General features: G+C 65.4%; 16 protein-coding genes. 11 read left to right on the top strand and 5 right to left on the bottom strand.

Annotated features, from left to right (window positions below; translation table 11 throughout):
• Window positions 1-178: 178 nt before the first annotated feature.
• From APH28_RS01800 to APH28_RS01785, 4 genes are read left to right on the top strand one after another with little or no spacing between them, the layout of a single operon-like run.
• Window positions 179-2,092, top strand: coding sequence for a sigma-54-dependent Fis family transcriptional regulator (locus APH28_RS01800; RefSeq protein WP_060507333.1), 1,914 nt, complete (start codon window positions 179-181; stop codon window positions 2,090-2,092).
• A 1-nt stretch (window position 2,093) separates the two neighbouring features.
• Window positions 2,094-3,827, top strand: a complete 1,734-nt coding sequence (locus APH28_RS01795; RefSeq protein ID WP_060507332.1) for an ABC transporter ATP-binding protein — start codon at window positions 2,094-2,096, stop codon at window positions 3,825-3,827.
• Window positions 3,817-4,488 carry a S8 family serine peptidase gene (locus APH28_RS01790; RefSeq protein ID WP_060507331.1) on the top strand — a complete coding sequence of 224 codons (672 nt, stop codon included), beginning with the start codon at window positions 3,817-3,819 and terminating at the stop codon, window positions 4,486-4,488. The genes APH28_RS01795 and APH28_RS01790 overlap by 11 nt, the downstream gene beginning before the upstream one ends.
• On the top strand, window positions 4,481-5,773 hold the full coding sequence (locus APH28_RS01785; RefSeq protein ID WP_060507330.1) for an NAD(P)/FAD-dependent oxidoreductase: 1,293 nt from the start codon (window positions 4,481-4,483) through the stop codon (window positions 5,771-5,773). Before APH28_RS01790 ends, APH28_RS01785 begins: the two co-directional genes overlap by 8 nt.
• 35 nt (window positions 5,774-5,808) lie before the next feature.
• Here APH28_RS01785 and APH28_RS01780 read toward each other — a convergent pair whose 3' ends face one another.
• Window positions 5,809-7,302 carry an aldehyde dehydrogenase gene (locus tag APH28_RS01780; RefSeq protein WP_060507329.1) on the bottom strand — a complete coding sequence of 498 codons (1,494 nt, stop codon included), beginning with the start codon at window positions 7,300-7,302 and terminating at the stop codon, window positions 5,809-5,811.
• 391 nt (window positions 7,303-7,693) lie between these two features.
• Between APH28_RS01780 and peaA the strand changes: the two genes are divergently transcribed.
• From peaA to APH28_RS01755, 5 genes are all read left to right on the top strand, one after another.
• A complete protein-coding gene (peaA, locus tag APH28_RS01775) occupies window positions 7,694-9,259 on the top strand; it encodes a quinohemoprotein amine dehydrogenase subunit alpha (protein WP_060507328.1) in 1,566 nt (521 codons plus the stop codon).
• Window positions 9,260-9,308: 49 nt separating this feature from the next.
• The gene (peaB, locus tag APH28_RS01770) at window positions 9,309-10,739 is read left to right on the top strand and encodes a quinohemoprotein amine dehydrogenase maturation protein (protein ID WP_060507327.1); all 1,431 of its coding nucleotides are present in this window, start codon (window positions 9,309-9,311) and stop codon (window positions 10,737-10,739) included.
• 1 nt (window position 10,740) lies between these two features.
• Complete coding sequence (qhpC, locus tag APH28_RS01765) at window positions 10,741-11,064, top strand: quinohemoprotein amine dehydrogenase subunit gamma (RefSeq protein WP_027916687.1); 324 nt, start codon at window positions 10,741-10,743, stop codon at window positions 11,062-11,064.
• A 32-nt stretch (window positions 11,065-11,096) separates the two neighbouring features.
• On the top strand, window positions 11,097-12,218 hold the full coding sequence (gene peaD, locus APH28_RS01760) for a quinohemoprotein amine dehydrogenase subunit beta (RefSeq protein WP_060507326.1): 1,122 nt from the start codon (window positions 11,097-11,099) through the stop codon (window positions 12,216-12,218).
• Between the two features lie 126 nt (window positions 12,219-12,344).
• Window positions 12,345-14,018, top strand: coding sequence for a fatty acid CoA ligase family protein (locus tag APH28_RS01755; RefSeq protein ID WP_060507325.1), 1,674 nt, complete (start codon window positions 12,345-12,347; stop codon window positions 14,016-14,018).
• Window positions 14,019-14,146: 128 nt separating this feature from the next.
• On the opposite strand, the gene mobA is transcribed toward APH28_RS01755, so the two are convergent.
• From mobA to APH28_RS01740, 3 genes are all read right to left on the bottom strand, one after another.
• Entirely contained in the window at window positions 14,147-14,722 is a 576-nt protein-coding gene (mobA, locus tag APH28_RS01750) for a molybdenum cofactor guanylyltransferase MobA (protein WP_060507324.1), read from the bottom strand.
• 61 nt (window positions 14,723-14,783) lie between these two features.
• Window positions 14,784-17,906 carry an efflux RND transporter permease subunit gene (locus tag APH28_RS01745; protein WP_060507323.1) on the bottom strand — a complete coding sequence of 1,041 codons (3,123 nt, stop codon included), beginning with the start codon at window positions 17,904-17,906 and terminating at the stop codon, window positions 14,784-14,786.
• Window positions 17,907-17,917: 11 nt separating this feature from the next.
• Window positions 17,918-19,087 (bottom strand): efflux RND transporter periplasmic adaptor subunit, encoded by a 1,170-nt coding sequence (locus APH28_RS01740; protein WP_060507322.1) that lies wholly within the window; start codon window positions 19,085-19,087, stop codon window positions 17,918-17,920.
• A 183-nt stretch (window positions 19,088-19,270) separates the two neighbouring features.
• Between APH28_RS01740 and APH28_RS01735 the strand changes: the two genes are divergently transcribed.
• Together APH28_RS01735 and APH28_RS01730 are read left to right on the top strand one after the other, a co-directional pair.
• Window positions 19,271-19,972 (top strand): response regulator transcription factor, encoded by a 702-nt coding sequence (locus APH28_RS01735; protein ID WP_060507321.1) that lies wholly within the window; start codon window positions 19,271-19,273, stop codon window positions 19,970-19,972.
• A 6-nt stretch (window positions 19,973-19,978) separates the two neighbouring features.
• Window positions 19,979-21,277 carry an ATP-binding protein gene (locus APH28_RS01730; RefSeq protein WP_060507320.1) on the top strand — a complete coding sequence of 433 codons (1,299 nt, stop codon included), beginning with the start codon at window positions 19,979-19,981 and terminating at the stop codon, window positions 21,275-21,277.
• Here APH28_RS01730 and APH28_RS01725 read toward each other — a convergent pair.
• On the bottom strand, window positions 21,252-22,343 hold the full coding sequence (locus tag APH28_RS01725; protein WP_060507319.1) for a diguanylate cyclase: 1,092 nt from the start codon (window positions 22,341-22,343) through the stop codon (window positions 21,252-21,254). The genes APH28_RS01730 and APH28_RS01725 overlap by 26 nt on opposite strands.
• Window positions 22,344-22,403: the final 60 nt, after the last annotated feature.

The following is a 22,403-nucleotide window of genomic DNA, read 5'->3' as shown; positions in this document are numbered from 1 at the left end:
AAGGGCTGCGCACTTGGATGCCGGGCTTTTCCCAGGCGTGTGGGGTGGGCGGTGTCCCCCAGCATTGGGGGAACTGGGTTGACGATTGCCGGCTTTACGCAAACGTCAGGCTCAAGCACACTGCTGCAAGTCCTGATGCCCGTTGCCCTTCCTTGCGAGGGCACAGCTGGAGTAGACAATGGCGCGACAATTTCCCATAACAAACGCCCAAGACCCACTGCACGAATCCCGCCAGGCGCGCATGCGCCTTGCCAGCGAAGGCGAGCTGCCGCTGGGCATGCTGCGCGATGAAATCGACGCCTCCTGGCGCCGCAGCCTCGGCCATGGCCTGGATTGCCTGCAGGGCGAGCAGGTCGGACTGTGCCTGCAACACAGCCATGACCTGCGCACGCTGCTGGAGTGCAACCGGCTGCTAATGGACGCCGTCACCCCCGAACTGGACTACCTGGTATCACGCCAGGGCAAGGCCGGCATCATCATCCTCGGCGATGCCCAGGCCAACGTGCTGGCCATCGAAGGGCAGAAGCACGTGCTGGAGCGCGAAGGTCTGCGCGACCTGCACCCCGGCAGCTGCTGGAGCGAATCGCTGCGGGGCACCAATGCCATCGGCACCGCCGTGGTCGAAGGCCGACCGACGCTGATCAACTGCGGCGAGCATTACCTGGACCGGCTCAGCCCGTTCTCCTGCACCTCGGTACCGCTGCGCGACCCACGCGGCGAAGTGATCGGCGTGCTCGACATCACCCGCGAAGGGGTCATGGCCCAGCCGCAGGACAGCCTGAGCCTGCTGATGCTGGCAGCTGGCAACATCGAAAGCCGGATGTTCGGCCTGTGCCACCCCGAGCAGTGGGTGCTGGCCTTCCACAGCCGCCCGCAATACCTCAACAGCGCCTGGCAAGGCCTGCTGGCCCTGAGTCTGGATGGCGAAGTGCTGGCCGCCAACGACAATGCGTGCCAATTGCTCCAGGTGCCGCGCCAGGGCCTGATCGGACGGCGTAGCAGCGACCTGCTGGGCGAACGCTCACCGGCCTTCATCGCCCGCCTGTGGCAGGGCGGGGTGAGCAACGTGCAAACGGCCAAGGGCGAGTTCTTCTTCCGTGCGCTGCAGCTGCCGCGGCACAGCCCGCTCAATGGCAGCGCGGCGCATGCCAAACCAGCAGCATCCGCCACATCACCGGCACTCGATGCCCTGGCCGGCGGTGATGCGCGGCTGGCGCGTAACCTGCGCATGGCCCGCCAGGGCCTGGGCAATGGCCTGCCCGTATTGCTGCTGGGCGAGACCGGCACCGGCAAGGAAGTGGTGGCCCGTGCCCTGCACCAGGCCAGCCCGCGCGCAGACAAGCCGTTCGTCGCGGTCAACTGCGCGGCGATTCCCGAGGGGCTGATCGAGTCCGAACTGTTTGGCTACCGTGAGGGCGCTTTCACCGGCTCACGCCGGGGCGGCATGGTCGGGCGGCTGATGCAGGCCCATGGCGGCACGCTGTTCCTCGACGAGATCGGTGACATGCCGTTGGCCCTGCAGGCGCGGCTGTTGCGCGTGCTGCAGGAGCGCCGGGTGGCACCGCTGGGTGCGGGCGACGAGCAGGAGATTGACGTCGCGCTGATCTGCGCCACCCACCGCGACCTCAAGCGCCGGGTGCAGGAACAGCACTTTCGCGAAGATTTATACTACCGGGTCAATGGCATCTCCCTGCGCCTGCCGGCGCTGCGCGAGCGCGATGACCTGGCGAACATCATCGAGGGCTTGCTGGACAAGTCCGGGGCCAAAGGCGTCAGCCTCGACCCAGCTTTGGCGGCGTTGCTCGAAGGCTTCGACTGGCCGGGCAATATCCGCCAGCTGGAAATGGTCGTGCGCACCGCCGTGGCCATGCGCGAGGACGGCGAGCGGGTATTGACCCTCGATCATTTGACCGACTGCCTGCTGGATGAACTGGCCAGCGGTACGACCCCCTCCGGTAGCCTCAAGGACAACGAGTTGGAGCTGATCCGCAGCGCGTTGGCCCGTCATCAAGGCAATGTCTCGGCCGCCGCCGAAGCCCTGGGCATCAGCCGGGCGACGCTGTACCGCAAACTCAAACAGTTGCGTGGCTGACATGGGTGGCCTGTTCGCAAGGCTGGTGCACACCAGCGACCCGGTACTCATGCGTCAGGCCCTGGCCTGGCTCTATGGTTTCGTCCGCCCTCATCAACGGGCCATCGGCGTGCTGTTGGGCTTGTCCTTCGGCGCGTCGCTGCTGGCCCTGGCACAACCCTGGCTGGTCAAGACGCTGATCGACGAGGGCTTGCTGGCCAAGGATTACCAGACCCTCTGGCACATGGCAGCGATCATGATTGGCGCCGGCCTGCTGGGCACTGTGCTGGCCGGCGTCAACCGCTACCTGCACACACGTCTGTCGGGGCGCATCCTGTTTGCCCTGCGCGATGACCTGTACCGCCATTTGCAGCAACTGTCGCCGACCTTCTACGGGCGTCGGCGCACCGGCGACATCCTCTCGCGGCTCGACGGTGATGTCGCCGAGATCCAGCGTTTTGCCGTGGATTCGCTGTTCTCGGCGGTGTCGGCGGTGATTGGCCTGGCCGGTGCGGTGACGCTGATGTTGATGCTGTCTTGGCAACTGTCGCTGCTGCTGGCACTGCTGATCCCGATCGAAGTGCTGTGGCTGCGCTGGATGCGGCGCAAGGTCGAGCGCGAGGTGCGCACCCTGCGCGAGCGTTCGGCCGACGTGTCGTCGTTTTTGGTCGAGACATTGCCGGCGATGAAGTTCATCCAGGCGTCCGGCCAGCAAAACCGTGAGGCCGGGCGCCTGGATCAGTTGGGGCAGGGTTACATGCGCCAGCTGCTCAAGGTGCAGGTGACTGAGTTCTTCACCCAGGCAATCCCCGGCACCCTGACCTCGTGGTGCCGCGCCTGCGCGTTTCTGGTCGGTGGCTGGTGGGTGATCCAGGGCACCTGGCAGCTTGGCGCGCTGATCGCGTTTTCCACCTACATGGGCATGGCAGTCGGCCCGGTGCAGAGCCTGTTGGGCCTGTACGTGGCGGTGCAGCGCATGGCGGTGAGCCTGGGCCGGGTAATGGAGCTGAAGCAGGAAGCCGTGGCGGTGCGCGAAGCCGAATCGCCCAGGCCCATGCCGCGAGGGCCGGGCGAGCTGCGCCTGGAAGGCGTGAGTTTTGCCCATGACGGGCGCCAGGGCGCGGTGTTGGCAGAGGTCGATGCCTGCATCGCCGGCGGCCTGAAAGTCGCCATCAGCGGTGCCTCCGGTGTCGGCAAGTCGACCCTGATCGACCTGCTGCAGCGCTTCTACGACCCGGATGCCGGGCGCATCCTGCTCGATGGCGCCGACCTGCGCGAGCTCGATCTGGGCGCCGTGCGCCAGCGTATCGCAGTGGTCAGCCAGGACATCGTGCTGTTCCGCGGCACCCTGGCGCAGAACCTTGCCTACGGTGCCCCCAAGGCCAGCCGTGAGCAGTTGCAACGGGTGGTGCAATTGGCCCACCTCGACAGCCTGGTCGAGAGCTTGCCGATGGGCCTGGACGGGCTGCTCGGCGAGCGCGGCCAGCAGCTCTCGGGCGGGCAGAAGCAGCGCATCGCCATCGCCCGGGCAGTGCTGCAGGCGCCCTCGATCCTGGTGCTCGACGAAGCCACCTCGGCGGTAGACGAAGCTACCGAGCGCGAAGTGATTGCCGCCATCGACGAACTGTTCGCCGGCCGTACACGTATCTTGATCAGCCACCGCGCATCAACCTTGGCCGATGCCGACCTGCACCTGCATCTGCAAGGTGGGCAACTGCGCGTACTGCCTCAGGAGACGATCAAGCATGGCCACTGAGTTCAGGGTTGGCGTGATCGACAGTGGTTGTGCGCCGTCGCAGGCACTGGTCTCGGCCCGGCGCTTCTGGCTGGACGAGGGCGTGTTGTGCGAGGGGGCGTTGCAACCTGATCGCCTCGGCCATGGCAGCGCCGTGCTGGCGAGCCTGCACGCCGAGGCGGGCGAACTTCCGCTGGTGCTGGCCCAGGTGTTTACCGAGCAAGGCAGCACTAGCGCCTTGCAGGTCGCCGCCGGGTTGTTCTGGCTGGTGGAACAGGGGGTGATGTTGATCAACCTGAGCCTTGGCCTGCAGCAGGATCGGGCGGTGTTGCGCCAGGCCTGCGTTGAAGTGCAGCAGGCTGGGGTGCTGCTGTGCGCGTCCAGCCCGGCGCAGGGCAATGCGGTATACCCGGCGGCGTATCCGGGGGTTATCCGCATTACCGGTGATGCCCGCTGCGCGCCAGGGCAGTGGTCGTGGCTCGGCAGCGCTCAGGCCGACTTCGGTGGCCATGTGGGCGAACGCGGGCGGGCGGGTGCGAGTCTTGGCTGCGCGGCGGTAAGCGGGCGGATTGCGAAATTGTTGCAGCAGCAGCCTGGCCTGAACCGGCAACAGGTCTACGCCTGGCTACAGGCTCATGCGGCTTACCGCGGGCCGGAGCGACGAGGCGTGGCGGATGCGTGAGCCACGTATTCTGGTGCTGGGCGCCGGGCCTGCGGGTGCGGCTACCGCGCTTGGCCTGCGCCGGTTGGGTTACCCGGTGACGGTGGCTTCCGACTGGCGGCGTTTCGCTGCCGTGGAAGGGGTTTCGCAACGCGTGCTGGAAGGGCTGCGCCATGCCGGCTTGGGCGGTGCCTTGGCCGAGGCGGCGGTGCCGGCGACACGTCAGGTGCGCTGGAATGGCCAGCACCTGCAACTCAATCAGGAGTTTCTGCTCGACCGCCAGCGCTTCGATCGTGCGTTGCGTGATGACTTGCTGCGCGCAGGGGTGAGGTTGGTGGAAGGGCGTGTGCGGGAGATTTCGCGCACGGAGGGCTATCAGGTTCGGCTGGATGGCGGGCAGCTGCTTGAGTGCGACTTTCTGGTCGAGGCGCGTGGCCGACAGGCGCCGTTGGCAGCTGACCGCTTGCGTGGCCCGGAAACGGTCAGCCTGCTCAACCTCTGGCAGTCGGAACCTGGCGCGCCTGCGTCGGCAGTGGAAAGCCTGGACGATGGTTGGGCCTGGATGGCCCGGCTGGCCGATGGGCGGTGCTACTGGCAGGTGACCCTGGACGCCGGAGGGCTGCCGGGCAAGGCGGCGCTGCCTGAGTATTGCGCCGCACGCCGTGGTGCATCGGCACTGGTAGCCGAGGTGTTCGATGCGCGGGCGCTGGAACCTGCGCAGGTGCATGCCCGCAGCAGCACGGCGATCCTCGCGGGCGAGTGTATCGGGGATGACTGGCTGCGGGTGGGTGATGCAGCGATGGCGGTTGACCCATTGTCGGGAAATGGCATTTTCCAGTCGCTGTCCTCGGCGTTGCAGGCGCCGGTGGTGATCAATACCTTGCTGCGCCGGCCTGAGCGTGCCGCCTTGGCAAAGCAGTTTCATCAGCAGCGGATCGAGCAGCTGTTCTTGCGCTTTGCCCGCATCGGGCGGGATTTCCATGGGCAGGAGCTTGAGCGGGTAGGGCAGCCATTCTGGGAACGCCGCCGGGCATGGCCGGATGCGCAGCCGTTGCATCTGGCGGCGGACTGGACGGCGGTGCGGGTGGCGCGGCGGCCGGTGTTGCGGGAGAGGTTGGTGGACGAGGCCGAGGTGGTGGTGACGGCGGATCAGCCGCTGGGGGTGTGGCATCTGCAGGGGGTAGAGCTGGCGCCGGTGGTGTCAGGGTTGCAGGCGGGTTTGCCCATTGAGGGCCTGCTGAAGGGGCAGCCTGCTGCGCAGCAGATGATGCTTCGCCGGTGGCTGGCTGATCAGGGTTACAGCTGAGTGCCTGGGACTGCAAAGCAGCCCCAGGCTGACTCTCAGAGCTTGATCAACACCGACTTCAACTCGGTGTAGTGCTCGATGGCAGCCGCCCCCATTTCACGGCCGACACCCGACATCTTGTACCCCCCGAACGGCAGCGCCGGGTCCAGCGCGCTGTGGCAGTTGACCCACACCGAGCCGGACTTGATCCTTGGAATCATCCGGTGCACCGCCGCCAGGTCGTTGGACCAGATACTCGCACCCAGGCCGTAAGGGTTGTCGTTGGCCATGCCGATCACTTCGTCGATGTCGTCGAACGGCATCGCCACCAGCACCGGCCCGAAGATCTCCTCCTGCACCAGGCGATGGTGCTGGTCGACGTCGACGATCACTGTCGGCTTGACGAAGTAGCCCGGGCCGAAGCCCTCACCGCCACAGGCGATGGTCGCGCCCAGTTCACGGCCCAGCTCGATGTAGCCGGTCACCCGGTCCTGCTGCTTGGCCGAGATCAGTGGGCCCATCTGCACCGCCGGGTCCAGGCCGCTGCCGAGCTTCATGCCGTTGGCGATGCCGGCGATGTCAGCTACCACGTTGTCGAAGTGCTTGCGGTGAACGTACAGGCGCGAGCCTGCGCAGCACACCTGGCCCTGGTTGAAGAAGATCGCCGTGGCGGCGCCGGCAGCGGCTTCCTGCAGGTTGGCGTCGGGCATGATGATGGTCGGCGACTTGCCGCCGAGCTCGAGGGTGACGCGGGTCATGTTGTCCATGGCCGCCTTGCCGATCAGCTTGCCCACTTCGGTGGAACCGGTGAAGGTCAGCTTGTCCACGCCCGGGTGGCGGCTCAGCGCGGCGCCGGCGTTCAGGCCGGTGCCGGTGACCACGTTGAACACCCCGGCCGGGTAGCCGGCCTCGTCTACCAGTTCGGCCAGTTTGAGCGCCGTCAGCGGGGTTTCGTCGGCTGGCTTGAGCACCACGGTGCAGCCGGTGGCCAAGGCCGGGCCAAGCTTCCAGCAGGCCAGCAGCAGCGGGAAGTTCCAGGCGACGATGGCGCCAACCACGCCAACGGCCTCGCGGCGTACGAAGCCATGGAACTGGTCGTTGGGCATCAACGGCATGGAGGCCTCGACGGTGCTACCCTCGATCTTGGTGGCCCAGCCGGCCATGTAGCGCAGAAAATCGATAGCCAGCTGCACGTCCATGACCTTGGCCACGGCGGCGCTCTTGCCGTTGTTCAGGCACTCCAGCTCGGCCAGTTGCTGCGCGTCGCGTTCCATCAGGTCGGCCAGGCGCCACAGCAGGTTCTGCCGCTCGCGTGGGCGTACGCGGCTCCACGCCGAGTCGTCGAAAGCTTGGCGGGCGGCGCGCACGGCGCGGTCGACGTCCTCTTGCTCGGCGGCGGGCACTTCTCCCAGGATTTCACCGGTGGCCGGGTTGCGGAACGACAGGGTGCGGCCACTGGCGGCGTCCTGCCAGTCGGCGCCGATGCGCATCTTCAGCTTGCGCTCGAGAAAGGCGCGGGTGGCGGGCAGGATGGGCAGGTCGGAAAGCATGGGGCTGTGCCTCTTGTCATTGGATGTGGCAGGCACTGGCGCAAGGCGCGTGCCAAACCGGTGCAATGGGCGCAAGGTGTTGAACTGGCTGGGTTTTGCTTTTGTGCAAGGCCAGCCTTGCAGGCGTGCGCTGTTGCACATTGAGACGCTGTGAGACGGTGTGAAACAGTGGCTTTGCAGGCCCTGTCTCAGGATGAAACACCCTGTCGCGAAATGGCACGCTCCCACGGCCAAGGCAACCCTCCAACAGCCCTGACGAAAACTGCTAAAAGCCTGAAATACAAAGTTTTTGCCCCACTTGGCACAGTTTCTGTATCACAACCGTCACAAGCACACCTGCTGTACCAAAGCGTGTGAAAACGATAAGAACAACAACCGTGGAGGTCTGACCTTGAAGACGACTCGACTCCGGCGGCATGCGGGCACACTGGCGCTGGTCGCTGCCGCACTGCTGGGTACCCAGGCCATGGCGGCCGAGCAGGGCCCGAGCTTGTTGCAGAACAAGTGCATGGGGTGCCATATCCCCGAGGGCAACGATACCTACAGCCGCATCAGCCACCAACGCAAGACGCCGGAAGGCTGGCTGATGAGCATCGCCCGCATGCAGGTCATGCATGGTCTGCAGATCAGCGACGACGACCGTCGAACCCTGGTCAAGTACCTGGCCGACAAGCAAGGCCTGGCGCCAAGCGAGACCGAGGGCGTGCGTTACGCCATGGAGCGCCGGCTCAACACCGTCGAGCACTTCGACACCCAGCTCAGCGAAACCTGTGGCCGTTGCCACTCCGGTGCCCGTGTCGCCTTGCAGCGGCGCCCGGCGCAGGAATGGGAACACCTGGTCAACTTCCACTTGGGCCAATGGCCGTCCCTCGAATACCAGGCCCAGGCACGTGACCGTGACTGGCTGGAAATCGCCCTCAAGCAAGTGGTGCCGGACCTGGCCAAGCGCTTCCCGCTGCAAAGCCCGGCCTGGGCCGAATGGCAGAAGGCCAAGCCGACCGCCGCCGCGCTGCCGGGGCAGTGGGCGTTCAGCGGCCACATGCTGGCCAAGGGCGATGTGCACGGGGTGATGACGGTCAGCGCCGACCAGGGCGATACCTTCAAGGTCGAGGTCAAGGGCAGCTACGCTGACGGCACGCCGTTCAACGGCAGTGGCTCGGCGATTCTCTACAACGGCTATGAGTGGCGCGGCAATGTGCAGGTGGGCGACAGCAACCTGCGCCAGGTGTTCGCCGCACTGGATGGCGAAATGAAGGGGCGCATGTTCGAGGCCGATCACGACGAGCGCGGCCTGGACTTCATCGCAGCCAAACAGGGCAAGGCGCGCCTGCTGGCGGTTCAGCCTGAGTTCATCAAGGCCGGGGGCGAGAGCGAAATTACCTTGGTCGGCACCGGCCTGGCCGGCAAGCCTGAACTGGGTGCTGGCGTGGAAGTGACTGAGGTACTGGAACAGACCCCGACCCTGGTACGCGTGAAAGCCCGGGCTGCGGCCGATGCCAAGCCTGGCCAGCGCGAGGTCGCGGTAGGTGAACTCAAGGGCGTCAAGCTGGCGGTCTACGACAAGGTCGATGAAGTGAAGGTCGTGCCGGCGTTCTCCATCGCCCGTATCGGCGAGAACGGTGCTTCGGTGCCCAAGGTCCAGGGCCGTTTTGAAGCCGAAGCCTGGGGCAAGGACGCCAGCGGCCAGCCGCTGCGTATCGGCTACCTGCCGGCCAGCTGGGCGGTCGAGCCGTTCAACGAGCGTGCCGCCGAGGACGAAGACGTCAAGTTCGCCGGGCAGATGCAAGCCGACGGCGTGTTCGTGCCAGGCGGTGCCGGGCCGAACCCGGCGCGCAGGATGATGACCAACAACGCCGGCAATCTGAAGGTGGTCGCCACCTTGGCAGATGGCGGCCAGCGGGGTGCAGGCCACATGATCGTCACCGTTCAGCGTTGGAACAACCCGCCGCTGCCGTAAGGGCAGGGCGTAACGGATTTTCCAACGAATCGATTATCGGGAGGTCGCCATGGGCGCGCTACTGAACCTGGTCGAACGCAACCTGCACGAAGTGCAGGTCGATGCTGACCGCATGCTGTTCCACATCCCCAGCAGTTCGCTGTTCACCGCTGACGCGGTGACCGGCGGCATCATCGACACCCTGCGCCAGCAAGGCTGCTCGGCCGAGGAGCTGATGCAGCGCCTTGGCCAGCAGTTCGCCGGCGACGATATCCAGGACACCCTGCGCGAGCTGATTGCGCTGGAGCTGGTCAGCGACGGCTCGCCGCTGACCCCGGAAATCGCCCTCAAGCAGGTCGAGCGCACGGCGCTGAACACCGTGGTACTCAACGTCAACACCGGTTGCAACCTCAGCTGCACCTACTGCTACAAGGAAGACCTGGACAAACCGTCCGCTGGCAAGAAGATGAGCACCGCCACCGCCGAAGCGTCCGTGGAGATGCTGCTCAAGGAATCGCCCAACGAGGAGCGCTACAGCGTGGTGTTCTTCGGCGGCGAGCCGCTGTCCAACCGGCCGTTGATCGAGCACATGGTCGCCTACTGCGAACGGCGCTTCGCCGAAGCCGGCAAGCAGGTGGAGTTCATCATGACCACCAACGCGACCCTGCTGACCGAAGAGATCATCGACTGGCTCAACGCTCACCGCTTCGGCCTGTCGATCAGCATCGACGGCCCGAAGACCGTGCACGACCGCAACCGCATCACCGTCGGCGGGCAGGGCACCTATGACGTGGTACGGCGCAAGGCCGACCTGCTGCTGTCGCGCTACACCAGCCGCCCGGTGGGCGCGCGGGTCACGCTGACCCGTGGCATCACCGACGTAGAGACCATCTGGAACCACCTGTTCAACGAGATGGGCTTTGCCGAAGTCGGCTTTGCCCCGGTCACCTCCGGCGACATGGCCGACTTCAACCTCACCGGCGAAGAGCTGGTGCAGGTGTTCGCCAACATGAAGGCGCTGGGCCGCCAGTACCTGGAAGCAGCGCTGGAGCACCGCAACATCGGCTTCTCCAACCTGCACCAGCTGATCACCGACATCCACGAAGGTCACAAGAAGGCCCTGCCGTGCGGGGCCGGGCTGAAGATGCTGGCCGTGGACCACGAGGGCGAGCTGAACCTGTGCCACCGCTTCACCGGCTCCAGCCTGCCGACTTTCGGCAACGTGCACCAAGGCGTGAAGCAAGCGCAGCTCAACGACTTCCTGTCGCAGCGCCTGGACCGCAGCAACACCGGCTGCGACAGCTGCCGCATCCGCAACCTGTGCTCCGGCGGCTGCTACCACGAGAGCTACGCCCGCTACGGCGACCCGCAGCACCCGACCTACCACTACTGCGAGTTGATGCGCGACTGGGTCGACTTCGGCATCGAAGTCTACAGCCGCATCATGGCCGCCAACCCGGCCTTCATCGACCGCTACATCACCCCGCGCAAGGGCCACTGACATGAAGCACTTGAAGCCCCTGAACAACAAGGCGCGCATCCTCGAGCAGGCCGCCGCCGAAGACCGCGTCGAAGAAGTCATGGCCATGAGCGCGGTGGCCGGCTGCACCGCCACCACCGACCCGGGTTGGGAAGTGGACGCCTTTGGTGGCGTCAGCTCGCTGTGCCAGCCGATGGAGGCCGACCTGTATGGCTGTTCCGACCCTTGCTGGTGGCCGGCCCAGGTGCCGGACATGATGAGCACCTACCAGGACTGGAACGCCCAGGCGAACAACTCCCAGGAAGACTGGCGCAACCTCGGCACCGTGTTCCCGAAAGACAAGTGACCGGCCCAACAAGCATGACAAGGGGAAACCGCATGAAAGCTGGACGCTGCGCGCAACTCGCGCTGACCATCGCCGCCACGGCCTGCGCCTGGGCGGTACAGGCCGATGATGCCGGGCCGGCCCTCAAGGCTGGCCAGGAATACTTGATCACCACCAACTACCCGAACAACCTGCACGTCATCGACGTGGCCAGCGACACGCTGTACAAGAGCTGCCAGATGCCCGACAGGTTCGGCCCCGGCACCGCAATGATGGCGCCGGACAACCGTACCGCCTACGTGCTCAACAACCACTATGCCGACATCTACGGCATCGACCTGGACACCTGCAAGACCACCTTTCACGCCAACCTGTCCAGCGTGCCCGGTGAAGTCGGCAAGTCGATGTACTCCTTTGCCCTCAGCCCGGATGGCAAAGAGGTGTACGCCACGGTCAACCCGACCCAGCGCCTGAACGACCACTACGTGGTCAAGCCGCCGCGCCTTGAGGTGTACAACACCGCCGACGGCCTGGAGGCCAAGCCGGTGCGGACCTTCCCGATGCCGCGGCAGGTGTACCTGATGCGAGCGGCCGACGACGGCAGCCTGTACGTTGCCGGGCCCGACATCTACAAGATGGACGTGAAGACCGGCAAATACACCGTGGCCCTGCCGCTGCGCAATTGGAACCGCAAGGGCTACAGCGCCCCGGATGTGCTGTACTTCTGGCCGCACCAGAGCCCGCGCCACGAGTTCTCGATGCTTTACACCATCGCCAGGTTCAAGGATGCCAAGCAAGACCCGAACGAGGCGCAGCCGCTGTATGGCTACCTGAGCGTCGACCTCAAGACCGGCAAGACCCACACCCAGGAGTTCGCCGACCTGACCGAGCTCTACTTCACCGGCCTGCGCTCACCAAAGGACCCGAACCAGATCTACGGCGTGCTCAACCGCCTGGCCAAGTACGACATCAAGCAGCGCAAGCTGATCAAGGCGGCTAATCTGGAGCACACCTATTACTGCGTGACCTTCGACAAGAAGGGCGAGAAGTTGTACCTGGGCGGCACCTTCAACGACCTGGCGGTGTTCAACCCCGAGACGCTGGAGAAAGTGAAGAACATCAAGTTGCCTGGGGGGGACATGTCCACCACTACGCCGCAGGTGTTCATCCGTTAAATCAGTGTGAGCTTGTTCGCGGGCGTGCCCGCTCCCACAGGGTCAGACTAGTGGAAATCCTTGTGGGAGCGGGCATGCCCGCGAAGAGGCCAGTTCAAACTACACAAGAACAACAAGAGAACGCCCATGCCCCAGCCAAGCTACTCCCAGGGCAACCAGACCAAGGCCTTGCTCAGCCTTTGCATCGGCGACGCCTTCGACACCACCGTCGCCCGCTTCCCCGAGCGCGATGCGCTGGTGGTCCGCCACCAGGCCCTGCGCTACACCTGGCAACAGCTGGCCGAAGCCGTCGACCAGCACGCCCGCGCACTCATGGCCCTGGGCGTGCAACCCGGCGATCGCCTGGGGATCTGGGCACCCAACTGCGCCGAGTGGTGCATCACCCAGTTCGCCAGCGCCAAGGTCGGCGCGGTTCTGGTCAACATCAACCCGGCCTACCGCTCCAGCGAACTGGACTACGCCCTCGGCCAGTCCGGCTGCCGCTGGGTCATCTGCGCCGACGCCTTCAAGAGCTCCGACTACCACGCCATGCTGCTGGGCCTGATCCCGGGCCTGGCGAACGGCCAGCCCGGCGCGCTGACCTGCGAACGCTTCCCCGAGCTGCGCGGGGTGGTCAGCCTGGCGGTCTCACCACCGTCCGGCTTCCTCGCCTGGCATGACCTGCAAGCCCGCGCCGAGGCGGTCAGCCGTGCAGCCCTGGTCGAGCGTCAGGCGCAACTGCACTGCGACGACCCGATCAACATCCAGTACACCTCCGGCACCACCGGTTTCCCCAAGGGTGCCACGCTCAGCCACAGCAACATCCTCAACAACGGCTACATGGTCGGCGAAAGCCTGGGCCTGACCGAGCACGACCGCCTGGTGGTACCGGTGCCGCTGTACCACTGCTTCGGCATGGTCATGGCCAACCTCGGCTGCATGACCCACGGCAGCACGCTCATCTACCCCAACGATGCCTTCGACCCGCTGGCGACCCTGCGCGCTGTGGCCGAGGAGAAGGCCACGGCGCTGTATGGTGTGCCGACCATGTTCATCGCCGAACTGGACCACCCGCAGCGCGGCGAATTCGACCTGTCGAGCCTGCGTACCGGGATCATGGCCGGCGCCACCTGCCCGATCGAAGTGATGCGCCGGGTGATCGGCGAGATGCACATGGCCGAGGTGCAGATCGCCTACGGCATGACCGAGACCAGTCCAGTGTCGCTGCAGACCGGGCCCGACGATGATCTGGAGCGCCGGGTGACCAGCGTCGGCCGCACCCAGCCACGGCTGGAAAACAAAGTCATCGACAGCGACGGCAACACCGTGCCGCGTGGCGAGATTGGCGAACTGTGCACCCGTGGCTACAGCGTGATGCTCGGCTACTGGAACAGCCCCAAAGCCACCGCCGAAAGCATCGACGGTGACGGCTGGATGCACACCGGTGACCTGGCGGTGATGGACGAACAAGGCTATGTGCGCATTGTCGGGCGCAGCAAGGACATGATCATTCGCGGCGGTGAGAACATCTACCCGCGGGAGCTGGAAGAGTTCTTCTTCACCCACCCGGCGGTGGCCGACGTGCAGGTGATCGGCGTGCCGTGCAGCAAGTACGGCGAGGAGATCGTCGCCTGGGTGCGGCTGCATCCGGGGCATACCGCGAGCGCGGACGAGTTGCGCGAGTGGGCGAAGGCGCGGATTGCGCATTTCAAGGTGCCCCGGTATTTCCGTTTCGTCGACGAGTTCCCGATGACGGTGACCGGCAAGGTGCAGAAGTTCAGGATGCGCGAGATCAGCATCGATGAACTGACTGCCAGTTGATGTATCGCCTGTGCCGGCCCTTTCGCGGGCACGCCCGCTCCCACAGGTACAGCGCATAGCTCAAGTAATGCGCAGATCCGGTGGGAGCGGGCGAGCCCGCGAAGAGGTCGGCAAGGGCAGTAGAGATTTCAGCCTTGAAGCAACTCAGGGCTATTGAAGTTGCTCAACCTGCGATCATCCTCGGCACACTCGACCCCCTTCACAGTCTCCCGCAGCAAGGCCTTCTGCAAGCTCCGCTCACCCCGGGCCCAGGCCTGCTCCAGCACCGGCAGCACCCGACGCGGCAGTACACTGAACATCGGCTGCCAATACCCACCCTGGCGCACCATCGCAGCACTGTCACTGGACACGGCTACTTCCCGCAGCGCGTTGATCAACGCCTGGTCAACCAAAGGCGCATCACACGCCAGCAGCACCACCCACTCGTGCCTTGCCGCCTTAAGCCCGGCAATTACCCCGGCCAGCGGCCCGGGGAAGTCCGCCTCGGCGTCGCCGACCAGCTGCTCGGCATAAGCCTTATACGCCTGCTGGTTGCGGTTACAGGAAATCACCAGGTCATCAGTGAGCGGCCGCACGGTACGATGGACATGCGCAACCAAGGGCTCGCCGCGCCACTCCACCAGGCCTTTGTCGCGCCCGCCCATGCGCTGGCCACGGCCACCGGCGAGGATCAGGACGGAACAGGAGGGCAGGGCATCAGACATGAAAAAGGGTTCCGGGCATTCAATGCCCGGAACCCTCTCATTCAACGCCCGGCTTGTCCAGTCAGGCTTCGCGGGCCTGCGCCTGTTCGGCCTTGGTGCGGCTGCGTCCGGCCAGGCGCATCACCACCACGAAGAACACCGGCACGAACACCACCGCCAGCGTGGCACTAAGCATGCCGCCAATCACCCCGGTGCCGATCGCCTGCTGGCTCGCCGAGCTCGCGCCCGTGGCAATGGCCAACGGCACCACGCCGAGGATGAACGCCAGCGAGGTCATGACGATCGGCCGCAGGCGCAGGCGGGCGGCCTGTACGGCGGCTTCGGTGGCGTCCACGCCCTGGTCGACCAGGTGCTTGGCAAACTCGATGATGAGGATGGCGTTCTTCGCCGACAGGCCGATCAGGGTAATCAGGCCGACCTTGAAGAACACGTCGTTGGGCATGCCGCGCAGGGTGACTGCCAGCACCGCGCCGAGCACCCCGAGCGGTACCACCAGCAACACTGCAGTGGGGATCGACCAGCTTTCATACAGCGCCGCCAGGCACAGGAACACCACCAGCAGCGACAGCGCCATCAGCAGCGGTGCCTGGCTACCGGACAGCCTTTCCTGCAGCGACAGGCCGGTCCATTCCAGGCCGGCACCAGCCGGCAATTGCGCGACCAGGCGCTCGATCTCGGCCATGGCTTCGCCTGAGCTGTAACCGGCTGCCGGTTCGCCTGAAATCGACACCGCCGGATAGCCGTTATAGCGGGTCAACTGCACCGGGCCGCTGACCCATTTGGCCTGGATGAAAGCACCCAGTGGCACCATCTTGCCGCTGTTGTTGCGTACGTGGATCTTCAGCAAGTCTTCCACCTGGCTGCGCTGGTCGCCTTCGGCCTGCACCACCACCCGCTGCATGCGGCCCTGATTGGGGAAGTCGTTGACGTAACTGGAGCCCACGGCAACGTCCAGCACCGAGCCGATGTCGGCGAACGACACGCCCAGGGCGTTTGCCTGGCGGCGGTCGATTTCCAGTTGTACCTGCGGGCTTTCGGCCAGCGAGGACTCGCGCACGTTGGCCAGTACCTTGCTTTTGTGTGCGCCGGCCAGCAGTTCGTCGCGGGCCGCCATCAACGCCTCATGGCCCATGCCGCCGCGGTCCTGCAGGCGCAATTCAAAGCCTGTCGACTCGCCCAGGCCGTCGATCGGTGGCGGCAACACGGAATAGGCCACGGCGTCCTTGAGCTGGGTAAAGGCCAGGGTGGCCCGGTCGGCGATCGATTGCGCGCTGTCATCGCTGCCGCGCTCTGACCAGTCCTTGAGGGTGGTAAAGGCCAGCGCGGCGTTCTGGCCGCTGCCCGAGAAGCTGAAACCAAGGATCATCGTGGTGTTGCCCACGCCCCGCTCCTCGGCGTTGTGCGCCTCGATCTGCGCCGCCACCTGCTCGGTGCGCATGCGGCTGGCGCCCGGTGGCAACTGGATATCGGTGATGGTGTAGCCTTGGTCTTCGGTGGGCAGGAACGCCGTGGGCAGCTGGCTGAAACCATAACCCAACACGGCCAGCAGCACGCCATACAGCAGCAGGTAGCGGCCGCTGCGCTTCAGCGCCTGCAGCACCCAGCGCTGGTAGCCGTTGCTCATGCTGTCGAAACGGCGGTTGAACCAGCCGAAGAAGCCTTTGCGTTCATGGTGCTCGCCCTTGGCCAGCGGTTTGAGCAAGGTGGCGCACAGGGCCGGGGTCAGGCTCAGGGCGAGAAACGCCGAGAACAGGATCGACACCGCCATCGACACCGAAAACTGCTGGTAGATCACCCCCACCGAGCCTTTCATGAAAGCCATCGGCAAGAACACCGCCACCAGCACCAGGGTGATGCCGATAATGGCGCCGCTGATCTGGCCCATGGCCTTGCGCGTAGCCTCCTTGGGCGGCAGGCCTTCCTCAGCCATGATCCGCTCGACGTTCTCCACCACCACGATGGCGTCGTCGACCAGGATGCCGATGGCCAGCACCATGCCGAACAGGGTCAGCACGTTGACCGAAAAACCCATGGCCAGCATCACGGCGAAGGTGCCCATCAGCGCTACCGGCACTACCAGGGTCGGGATCAGCGTGTAGCGCAGGTTCTGCAGGAACAGGAACATCACCGCGAACACCAGCAGCATGGCTTCGAACAGGGTGTTGATGACCTGCTGGATCGACACCTTGACGAACGGTGAGGTGTCGTAAGGGATGTCGTACTTGACCCCTTCGGGGAAGTAGCGCGACAGCTCTTTCATCTTCGCCCGCACCAGGGTGGCGGTTTCCATCGCGTTGGCGCCCGGTGCCAGCTGCACGCTGAAGGCAGTGGCCGGCTTGCCGTTCAGGCGGGTGCCGTACTGGTACTCCTGGGCGCCGATCTCGACCCGGGCGACATCGCCGACGGTCACGGTGGAGCCGTCCTGGTTGGCGCGCAGGACAATGGCGGCGAATTCCTCGGGCGTGCTCAGCTGGCCCCGGACCACCACGTTCGCGGTGATTTCCTGGGTGCCGCGGGCGGGCAGGTCGCCGATGCTACCGGGGGCAACCTGAGCGTTCTGCGCGGCGATGGCCTCGGCCACGTCGTTGGGCGTGAGGTTGAAGCCGATCAGCTTGCGCGGGTCGATCCAGATGCGCATGGCGCGTTCGGAACCATACAGCTGCGCCTTGCCGACGCCCTTGAGGCGGCGGATTTCGTTCATCACGTTGCGCGCGAGGATGTCGGACAGCGCGGTTTCATCGAGGCTGCCATCCTCCGAGGTGAGGGTGCCGAGCAACAGGAAGCCGGTGGATACCTTTTCCACCTGCAGGCCTTGCTGGGTGACTTGGCGCGGCAGGCGCGATTCGACCACCTTGAGGCGGTTCTGCACGTCGACCTGGGCCAGGTCGGGGTGGGTGCCCGGCTCGAAAGTCGCGGTAATGGTGGCGCTGCCCAGGCTGCTCTGCGATGAGAAGTACAGCAGGTTGTCGGCGCCGTTGAGCTCCTGCTCGATCAGGCTGACCACGCTTTCGTCCAGGGTCGCCGCCGAGGCGCCCGGGTGCACGGCGTAGATCTCCACCTGGGGCGGCGCCACGTTGGGGTACTGCGCCACCGGCAACTGGGGGATGGCCAGGGCGCCGGCGAGCAGGATGAACAGCGCGACCACCCAGGCGAATATCGGGCGGTCGATGAAGAACTGCGGCATGGATCAGGCCCTCACTGGCCGGTGTGCTGAACGATGGGCTGAGCGGCGGGGTCGACCTCCACCTGATCGCCCGCCTTGACGTGCTGCAGGCCTTCGACCACCACGCGCTCGCCAGGCGCCAGGCCCTCGCTGACCAGCCAGCGGTCACCCTGGGCGTTGCCCAGTACCACCTGGCGTTCGCTGACACGCGCCTGGTCGTCGACCACCAGCACTTTCGGCACCCCGGCGCTGTCACGCAGGATGGCCCGCTGCGGCACGCTCAAGCCCTTGGGCTGCACGGCCTGCTCCAGGCGCACGCGCACATAGCTGCCTGGCAGCAGGTCGAGGTCCGGGTTGGGGAACTCGCTGCGCAGGGTGATCTGGTTGGTGCTCGGGTCCACACTGATGTCGGAAAACAGCAGCTTGCCCGGCAGCGGGTAGGCGCTGCCATCGTCCTGGATCAGGGTGGCGCGGGCCTGGCCGTCGCCGGCCTGCTGCAACTCACCGGCGCGCAGCGCACGGCGCAGGGCGTTGAGCTCGCGGGTCGACTGGGTGACGTCGGCGTGAATCGGGTCGAGCTGCTGGATGGTCGCCAGCGGCGTGGTCTCGTTCTGGCCGACCAGAGCCCCCTCTGTCACCAGGGCGCGGCCAATACGCCCGGAGATGGGTGCGGTGACTGTGGCGTAACCCAGGTTCAGGCGGGCGCGCTCCAGTGCAGCCTTGGCTTCGGCAACGGCAGCGTCGGCCTGGAGGAACGCGGCGCGGGCGTTGTCGTATTCCTGGCGGCTGACCGCCTTGTCGTCGACCAGCTGGCGGTAGCGCTGCTCTTGCAGGCGCGCCTGGTACAGCGTGGCCTCGGCCTTGGCCAGGGTCGCGCGGGCGCTGTCGTGGTCGGCCTTGAACGGCGCCGGGTCGATGAGGAACAGCACATCGCCTTGCTTGACGTCGCTGCCTTCGCGGTACACCCGCTTGAGCACCACGCCAGCGACGCGCGCACGCACTTCTGCCGTGCGCGGTGCGAGGATGCGCCCGCTCAGCTCGGTGCTGATGGCCAGCGGCTGCAGTTGCAGGGTTTCTACGCGGACCTGGGGCGTGGGTTGTTTATCGTCCTGCTCGGCCGAGTCGTCGCAACCGGCCAGGGGCAGAGCAAGCAGCGCCACGAGCGCCAGGGGGCGCAGGTGCGGGGGGAGGGTAATAGGCATGCGGATCTTCCGATGATGACCTTGCGTATACTAAGGCAACCGTTCCGCGGGAGGCTGTTAACACCTGTAGGGCCTGTGTGAAAAAGTGTTAAGAACAGTCCTACCGGTTTGTAGGTTTCTATATTCTGCAGGCACCTGTTCTGGCCTTATCGCGGATGAATCCGCTCCTACAAGCTGACCTTTATGCCCAACATTCTCCTGGTCGAAGACGACAGTGCGCTGTCCGAGCTGATCGCCAGCTACCTGCAACGCAACGATTTCCATGTCCGGGTGATTGCCCGTGGCGACCATGTGCTGGATGCGTTCCGGCAGGACAACCCCGATCTGGTGATTCTCGACCTGATGCTCCCGGGCATCGATGGCCTGCAACTGTGCCGCCTGCTGCGCCAGGAGTCGCAGAGCTTGCCGATCCTGATGCTGACGGCCCGCGACGACAGCCACGATCAGGTGCTGGGCCTTGAGATGGGCGCCGACGACTACGTGACCAAACCGTGCGAGCCACGGGTACTGCTGGCCCGTGTGCGCACCTTGCTGCGCCGCAGCAGCGTCAACGAACCGCGCCTGGACAACCACCAGATCCTCATCGGCGGCCTGCGCATCGACCTGGCCGAGCGCCTGGTCAGCTGGCGCGGCGAAGAGGTGGAGCTGTCCAGCGGCGAATACAACCTGCTGGTGGTGCTGGCGCGCAATGCCGGGGTGGTGCTCAGCCGTGACCGCATCCTCCAGCAACTGCGTGGCATCGAGTTCAACGGCACAGACCGCTCGGTGGACGTGGCGATCTCCAAGCTGCGCCGCAAGTTCGATGACAGTGCCGGCGAGGCGCGCAAGATAAAGACCGTGTGGGGCAAGGGTTACCTGTTCAGCCGCGTCGAGTGGGAGTGCTGACGCCCCATGCTGAAGATCCTGGTGCGCCTGTATCTGGTGATCATCGTCGCCTACGCCGGGGCGTTGCTGCTGATTCCCGATGCCATTGTCGGCCTGTTCCATGACCGCTTCATGGCCTATAACCTGGACCAGGCCAAGGGCGTGCAATCGCTGATCGTCCGCCAGTTCCGCCAGGCGCCACAAGCGCAATGGCCAGCGGTGGAGCAGGAGCTGGCCAAAGCCTTCGCGCCACTGGAGGTCGAGCTGCTACGCAGCGAAAAGGCCGGCCTGAGCCCGCAGGAGCGGGCGCGCCTGGAACACGGTCTGTACGTTGTGCGCATCGGTGACTGGGGTTACTACCAGACCGTGCTGGCACCGTTGGAAAAGGGCTGGCTGGTAAGCCTCCATTCACCGCCGGACCCGCTGGATATCAACGTACTGTCCTGGGGGGTGACCGTGCTGATCGGTGCGGCCATGCTGGGGTGCCTGCTGCTGTGGGTATGGCCGCACTGGCGCGACCTGGAGCGCCTGAAGGAGACCGCCCGGCGCCTCGGCCAGGGGCAGATGGCCGAGCGCACGCACATTTCACCGCACTCGAACATTGGCGAGCTGGCGGGCGTGTTCGATACCATGGCCAGCGACCTCGAACGCCACGTCAATCAGCAGCGCGAGCTGCTCAACGCGGTTTCCCATGAGTTGCGCACACCGTTGACCCGGCTGGACTTCGGCCTGGTGCTGCTGTTCGACGAAGTGCCAGCAACCAGCCGCAAGCGCCTGCTGGAACTGGTCGGGCATGTGCGCGAGCTGGACGAGCTGGTGCTCGAACTGCTGTCGTACAGCCGCCTGTACAATGCCGACCAGGCCCGCGAGCGGGTCGAAGTGTCGTTGCTGGAACTGGTCGACAGCGTGCTCGGCAGCTTTGCCGAAGAGCTCGACACCCGTGGGATCCAGTGGGAAGTGCAGGCCGAGGACAACCTGCCACGCTTCGTGCTGGACCCACGGCTGACCGCCCGGGCGGTGCAGAATCTGGTGCGCAATGCCATGCGCTATTGCGATGAAAGCCTGTTGCTCAGGTTGCGCCTGGAGGCAGACGGTGCCTGCCTGTTGACCGTGGAGGACGATGGCATCGGTATCCCGGCCGAGGAGCGTGAGCGGATCTTCCAGCCGTTCTACCGCCTGGACCGCAGCCGCGATCGCAATACTGGCGGCTTTGGCCTGGGCCTTGCAATCAGCCGCCGGGCGATCGAAGGGCAGGGCGGAACCCTGACGGTCGCGCAGTCTGCCTTGGGTGGGGCACAGTTCAGGATTCGCTTGCCAGCTGGCTAGTCCACAGCACGAAGCGATCCTTGCCACTGTGCTTGGCCTCGTACAGTGCCTGGTCGGCGCGCACCAGGGCGGTGCTCAGGCTGTCACCGCGGTCGACCCGGGCCAGGCCGATACTGATGGTCACGGGCGGCACACCTTGGTCGTCACGCACCCGCTGGCACAGGGCCCTGACCCGCTGCTCGGCCCCTTGCTGGTCCAGCCCTTGGAAAAAGATGGCAAATTCCTCGCCACCCAGCCGGGCGAACTCATTGCCGTCAACGCCGGCCTTGATATGCACCGCCACGCGCTTGAGCACCTCATCACCCACGTCATGCCCGAAGCGGTCGTTGACTCGCTTGAAATTGTCGATGTCGATCATCGCCAGGTACTGCGCTGACGTCGCCAGGCGCAACTGGCGCTCGGCCTTGGCCATGAACGAGCGGCGGTTGGGGATGTCGGTCAGGGCGTCGACATAGGCCTGCTCCAGCAGCACCTTGGACAGGTAGAAATTGTGCAGCTTGGCCTGGCGGATCTGCAGGTAGCTGTAGATCACCAGCCCGCTGAGGAACACGGCGTAGCTGATCAGCATCGCGCCTTCGAGTTCGTCCGGCTCAATGCGTGTGTGGTAGAACGGGTTGAGCACGGTCCAGGCGATGACCATGGCGCAAAAGAACGACCAGCGCCGCACCGGCAGCACCGACACGGCGTACAGCACGGTCGACACGCCGAGCACCAACCACACCGGGCGCAGGTTCATTGGGATACCTTCGATCACCAGGCGCATGCCCAGGGTGATGGCGGCGATGAACAGCAGGTTGAGCACGTCGAAGTGATGGCTGTTGCGGGTAAAGCGCAGCACCACGGTGAGGCAGCCGAGCAAGGCGATGAACAGGTAGGACAGCCAGGTGAAGCCCTGGCCGCCGAGGAAGCTGACGAGCAGGTCGAAGACCAGCCAGATGGCGATGCTGACGCAGAACACCAGCATGCAGAACGGGCGCATGGACTCGAATTCGTGCTGGCGGAACTCGGCACGCAGCGCGGCGGGGGCGACCTGCTTGCGCACGTGTTCTTCGATGGTCTTGAGCATCGGTGGGCTCCTGGGAGTACTGCATCACCTGTGCCGGCCTCTTCGCGGGCGCGCCCGCTC

The organism is Pseudomonas sp. NBRC 111124, assembly GCF_001320245.1.
Taxonomy (GTDB): domain Bacteria; phylum Pseudomonadota; class Gammaproteobacteria; order Pseudomonadales; family Pseudomonadaceae; genus Aquipseudomonas.
Note: the sequence above shows the minus strand (reverse complement) of the source record. Positions and strands in the feature narration are given on the sequence as shown.

Coding starts and splice junctions, on each gene's coding strand:
- APH28_RS01740 (WP_060507322.1), bottom strand. CDS start 19,087: ATGCCTATTACCCTCCCCCCGCACCTGCGCCCCCTGGCGCTCGTGGCG.
- APH28_RS01730 (WP_060507320.1), top strand. CDS start 19,979: ATGCTGAAGATCCTGGTGCGCCTGTATCTGGTGATCATCGTCGCCTAC.
- APH28_RS01800 (WP_060507333.1), top strand. CDS start 179: ATGGCGCGACAATTTCCCATAACAAACGCCCAAGACCCACTGCACGAA.
- APH28_RS01780 (WP_060507329.1), bottom strand. CDS start 7,302: ATGCTTTCCGACCTGCCCATCCTGCCCGCCACCCGCGCCTTTCTCGAG.
- peaD (WP_060507326.1), top strand. CDS start 11,097: ATGAAAGCTGGACGCTGCGCGCAACTCGCGCTGACCATCGCCGCCACG.
- APH28_RS01790 (WP_060507331.1), top strand. CDS start 3,817: ATGGCCACTGAGTTCAGGGTTGGCGTGATCGACAGTGGTTGTGCGCCG.
- mobA (WP_060507324.1), bottom strand. CDS start 14,722: ATGTCTGATGCCCTGCCCTCCTGTTCCGTCCTGATCCTCGCCGGTGGC.
- APH28_RS01735 (WP_060507321.1), top strand. CDS start 19,271: ATGCCCAACATTCTCCTGGTCGAAGACGACAGTGCGCTGTCCGAGCTG.
- peaB (WP_060507327.1), top strand. CDS start 9,309: ATGGGCGCGCTACTGAACCTGGTCGAACGCAACCTGCACGAAGTGCAG.
- APH28_RS01745 (WP_060507323.1), bottom strand. CDS start 17,906: ATGCCGCAGTTCTTCATCGACCGCCCGATATTCGCCTGGGTGGTCGCG.
- qhpC (WP_027916687.1), top strand. CDS start 10,741: ATGAAGCACTTGAAGCCCCTGAACAACAAGGCGCGCATCCTCGAGCAG.
- APH28_RS01785 (WP_060507330.1), top strand. CDS start 4,481: ATGCGTGAGCCACGTATTCTGGTGCTGGGCGCCGGGCCTGCGGGTGCG.
- APH28_RS01795 (WP_060507332.1), top strand. CDS start 2,094: ATGGGTGGCCTGTTCGCAAGGCTGGTGCACACCAGCGACCCGGTACTC.
- APH28_RS01755 (WP_060507325.1), top strand. CDS start 12,345: ATGCCCCAGCCAAGCTACTCCCAGGGCAACCAGACCAAGGCCTTGCTC.
- APH28_RS01725 (WP_060507319.1), bottom strand. CDS start 22,343: ATGCTCAAGACCATCGAAGAACACGTGCGCAAGCAGGTCGCCCCCGCC.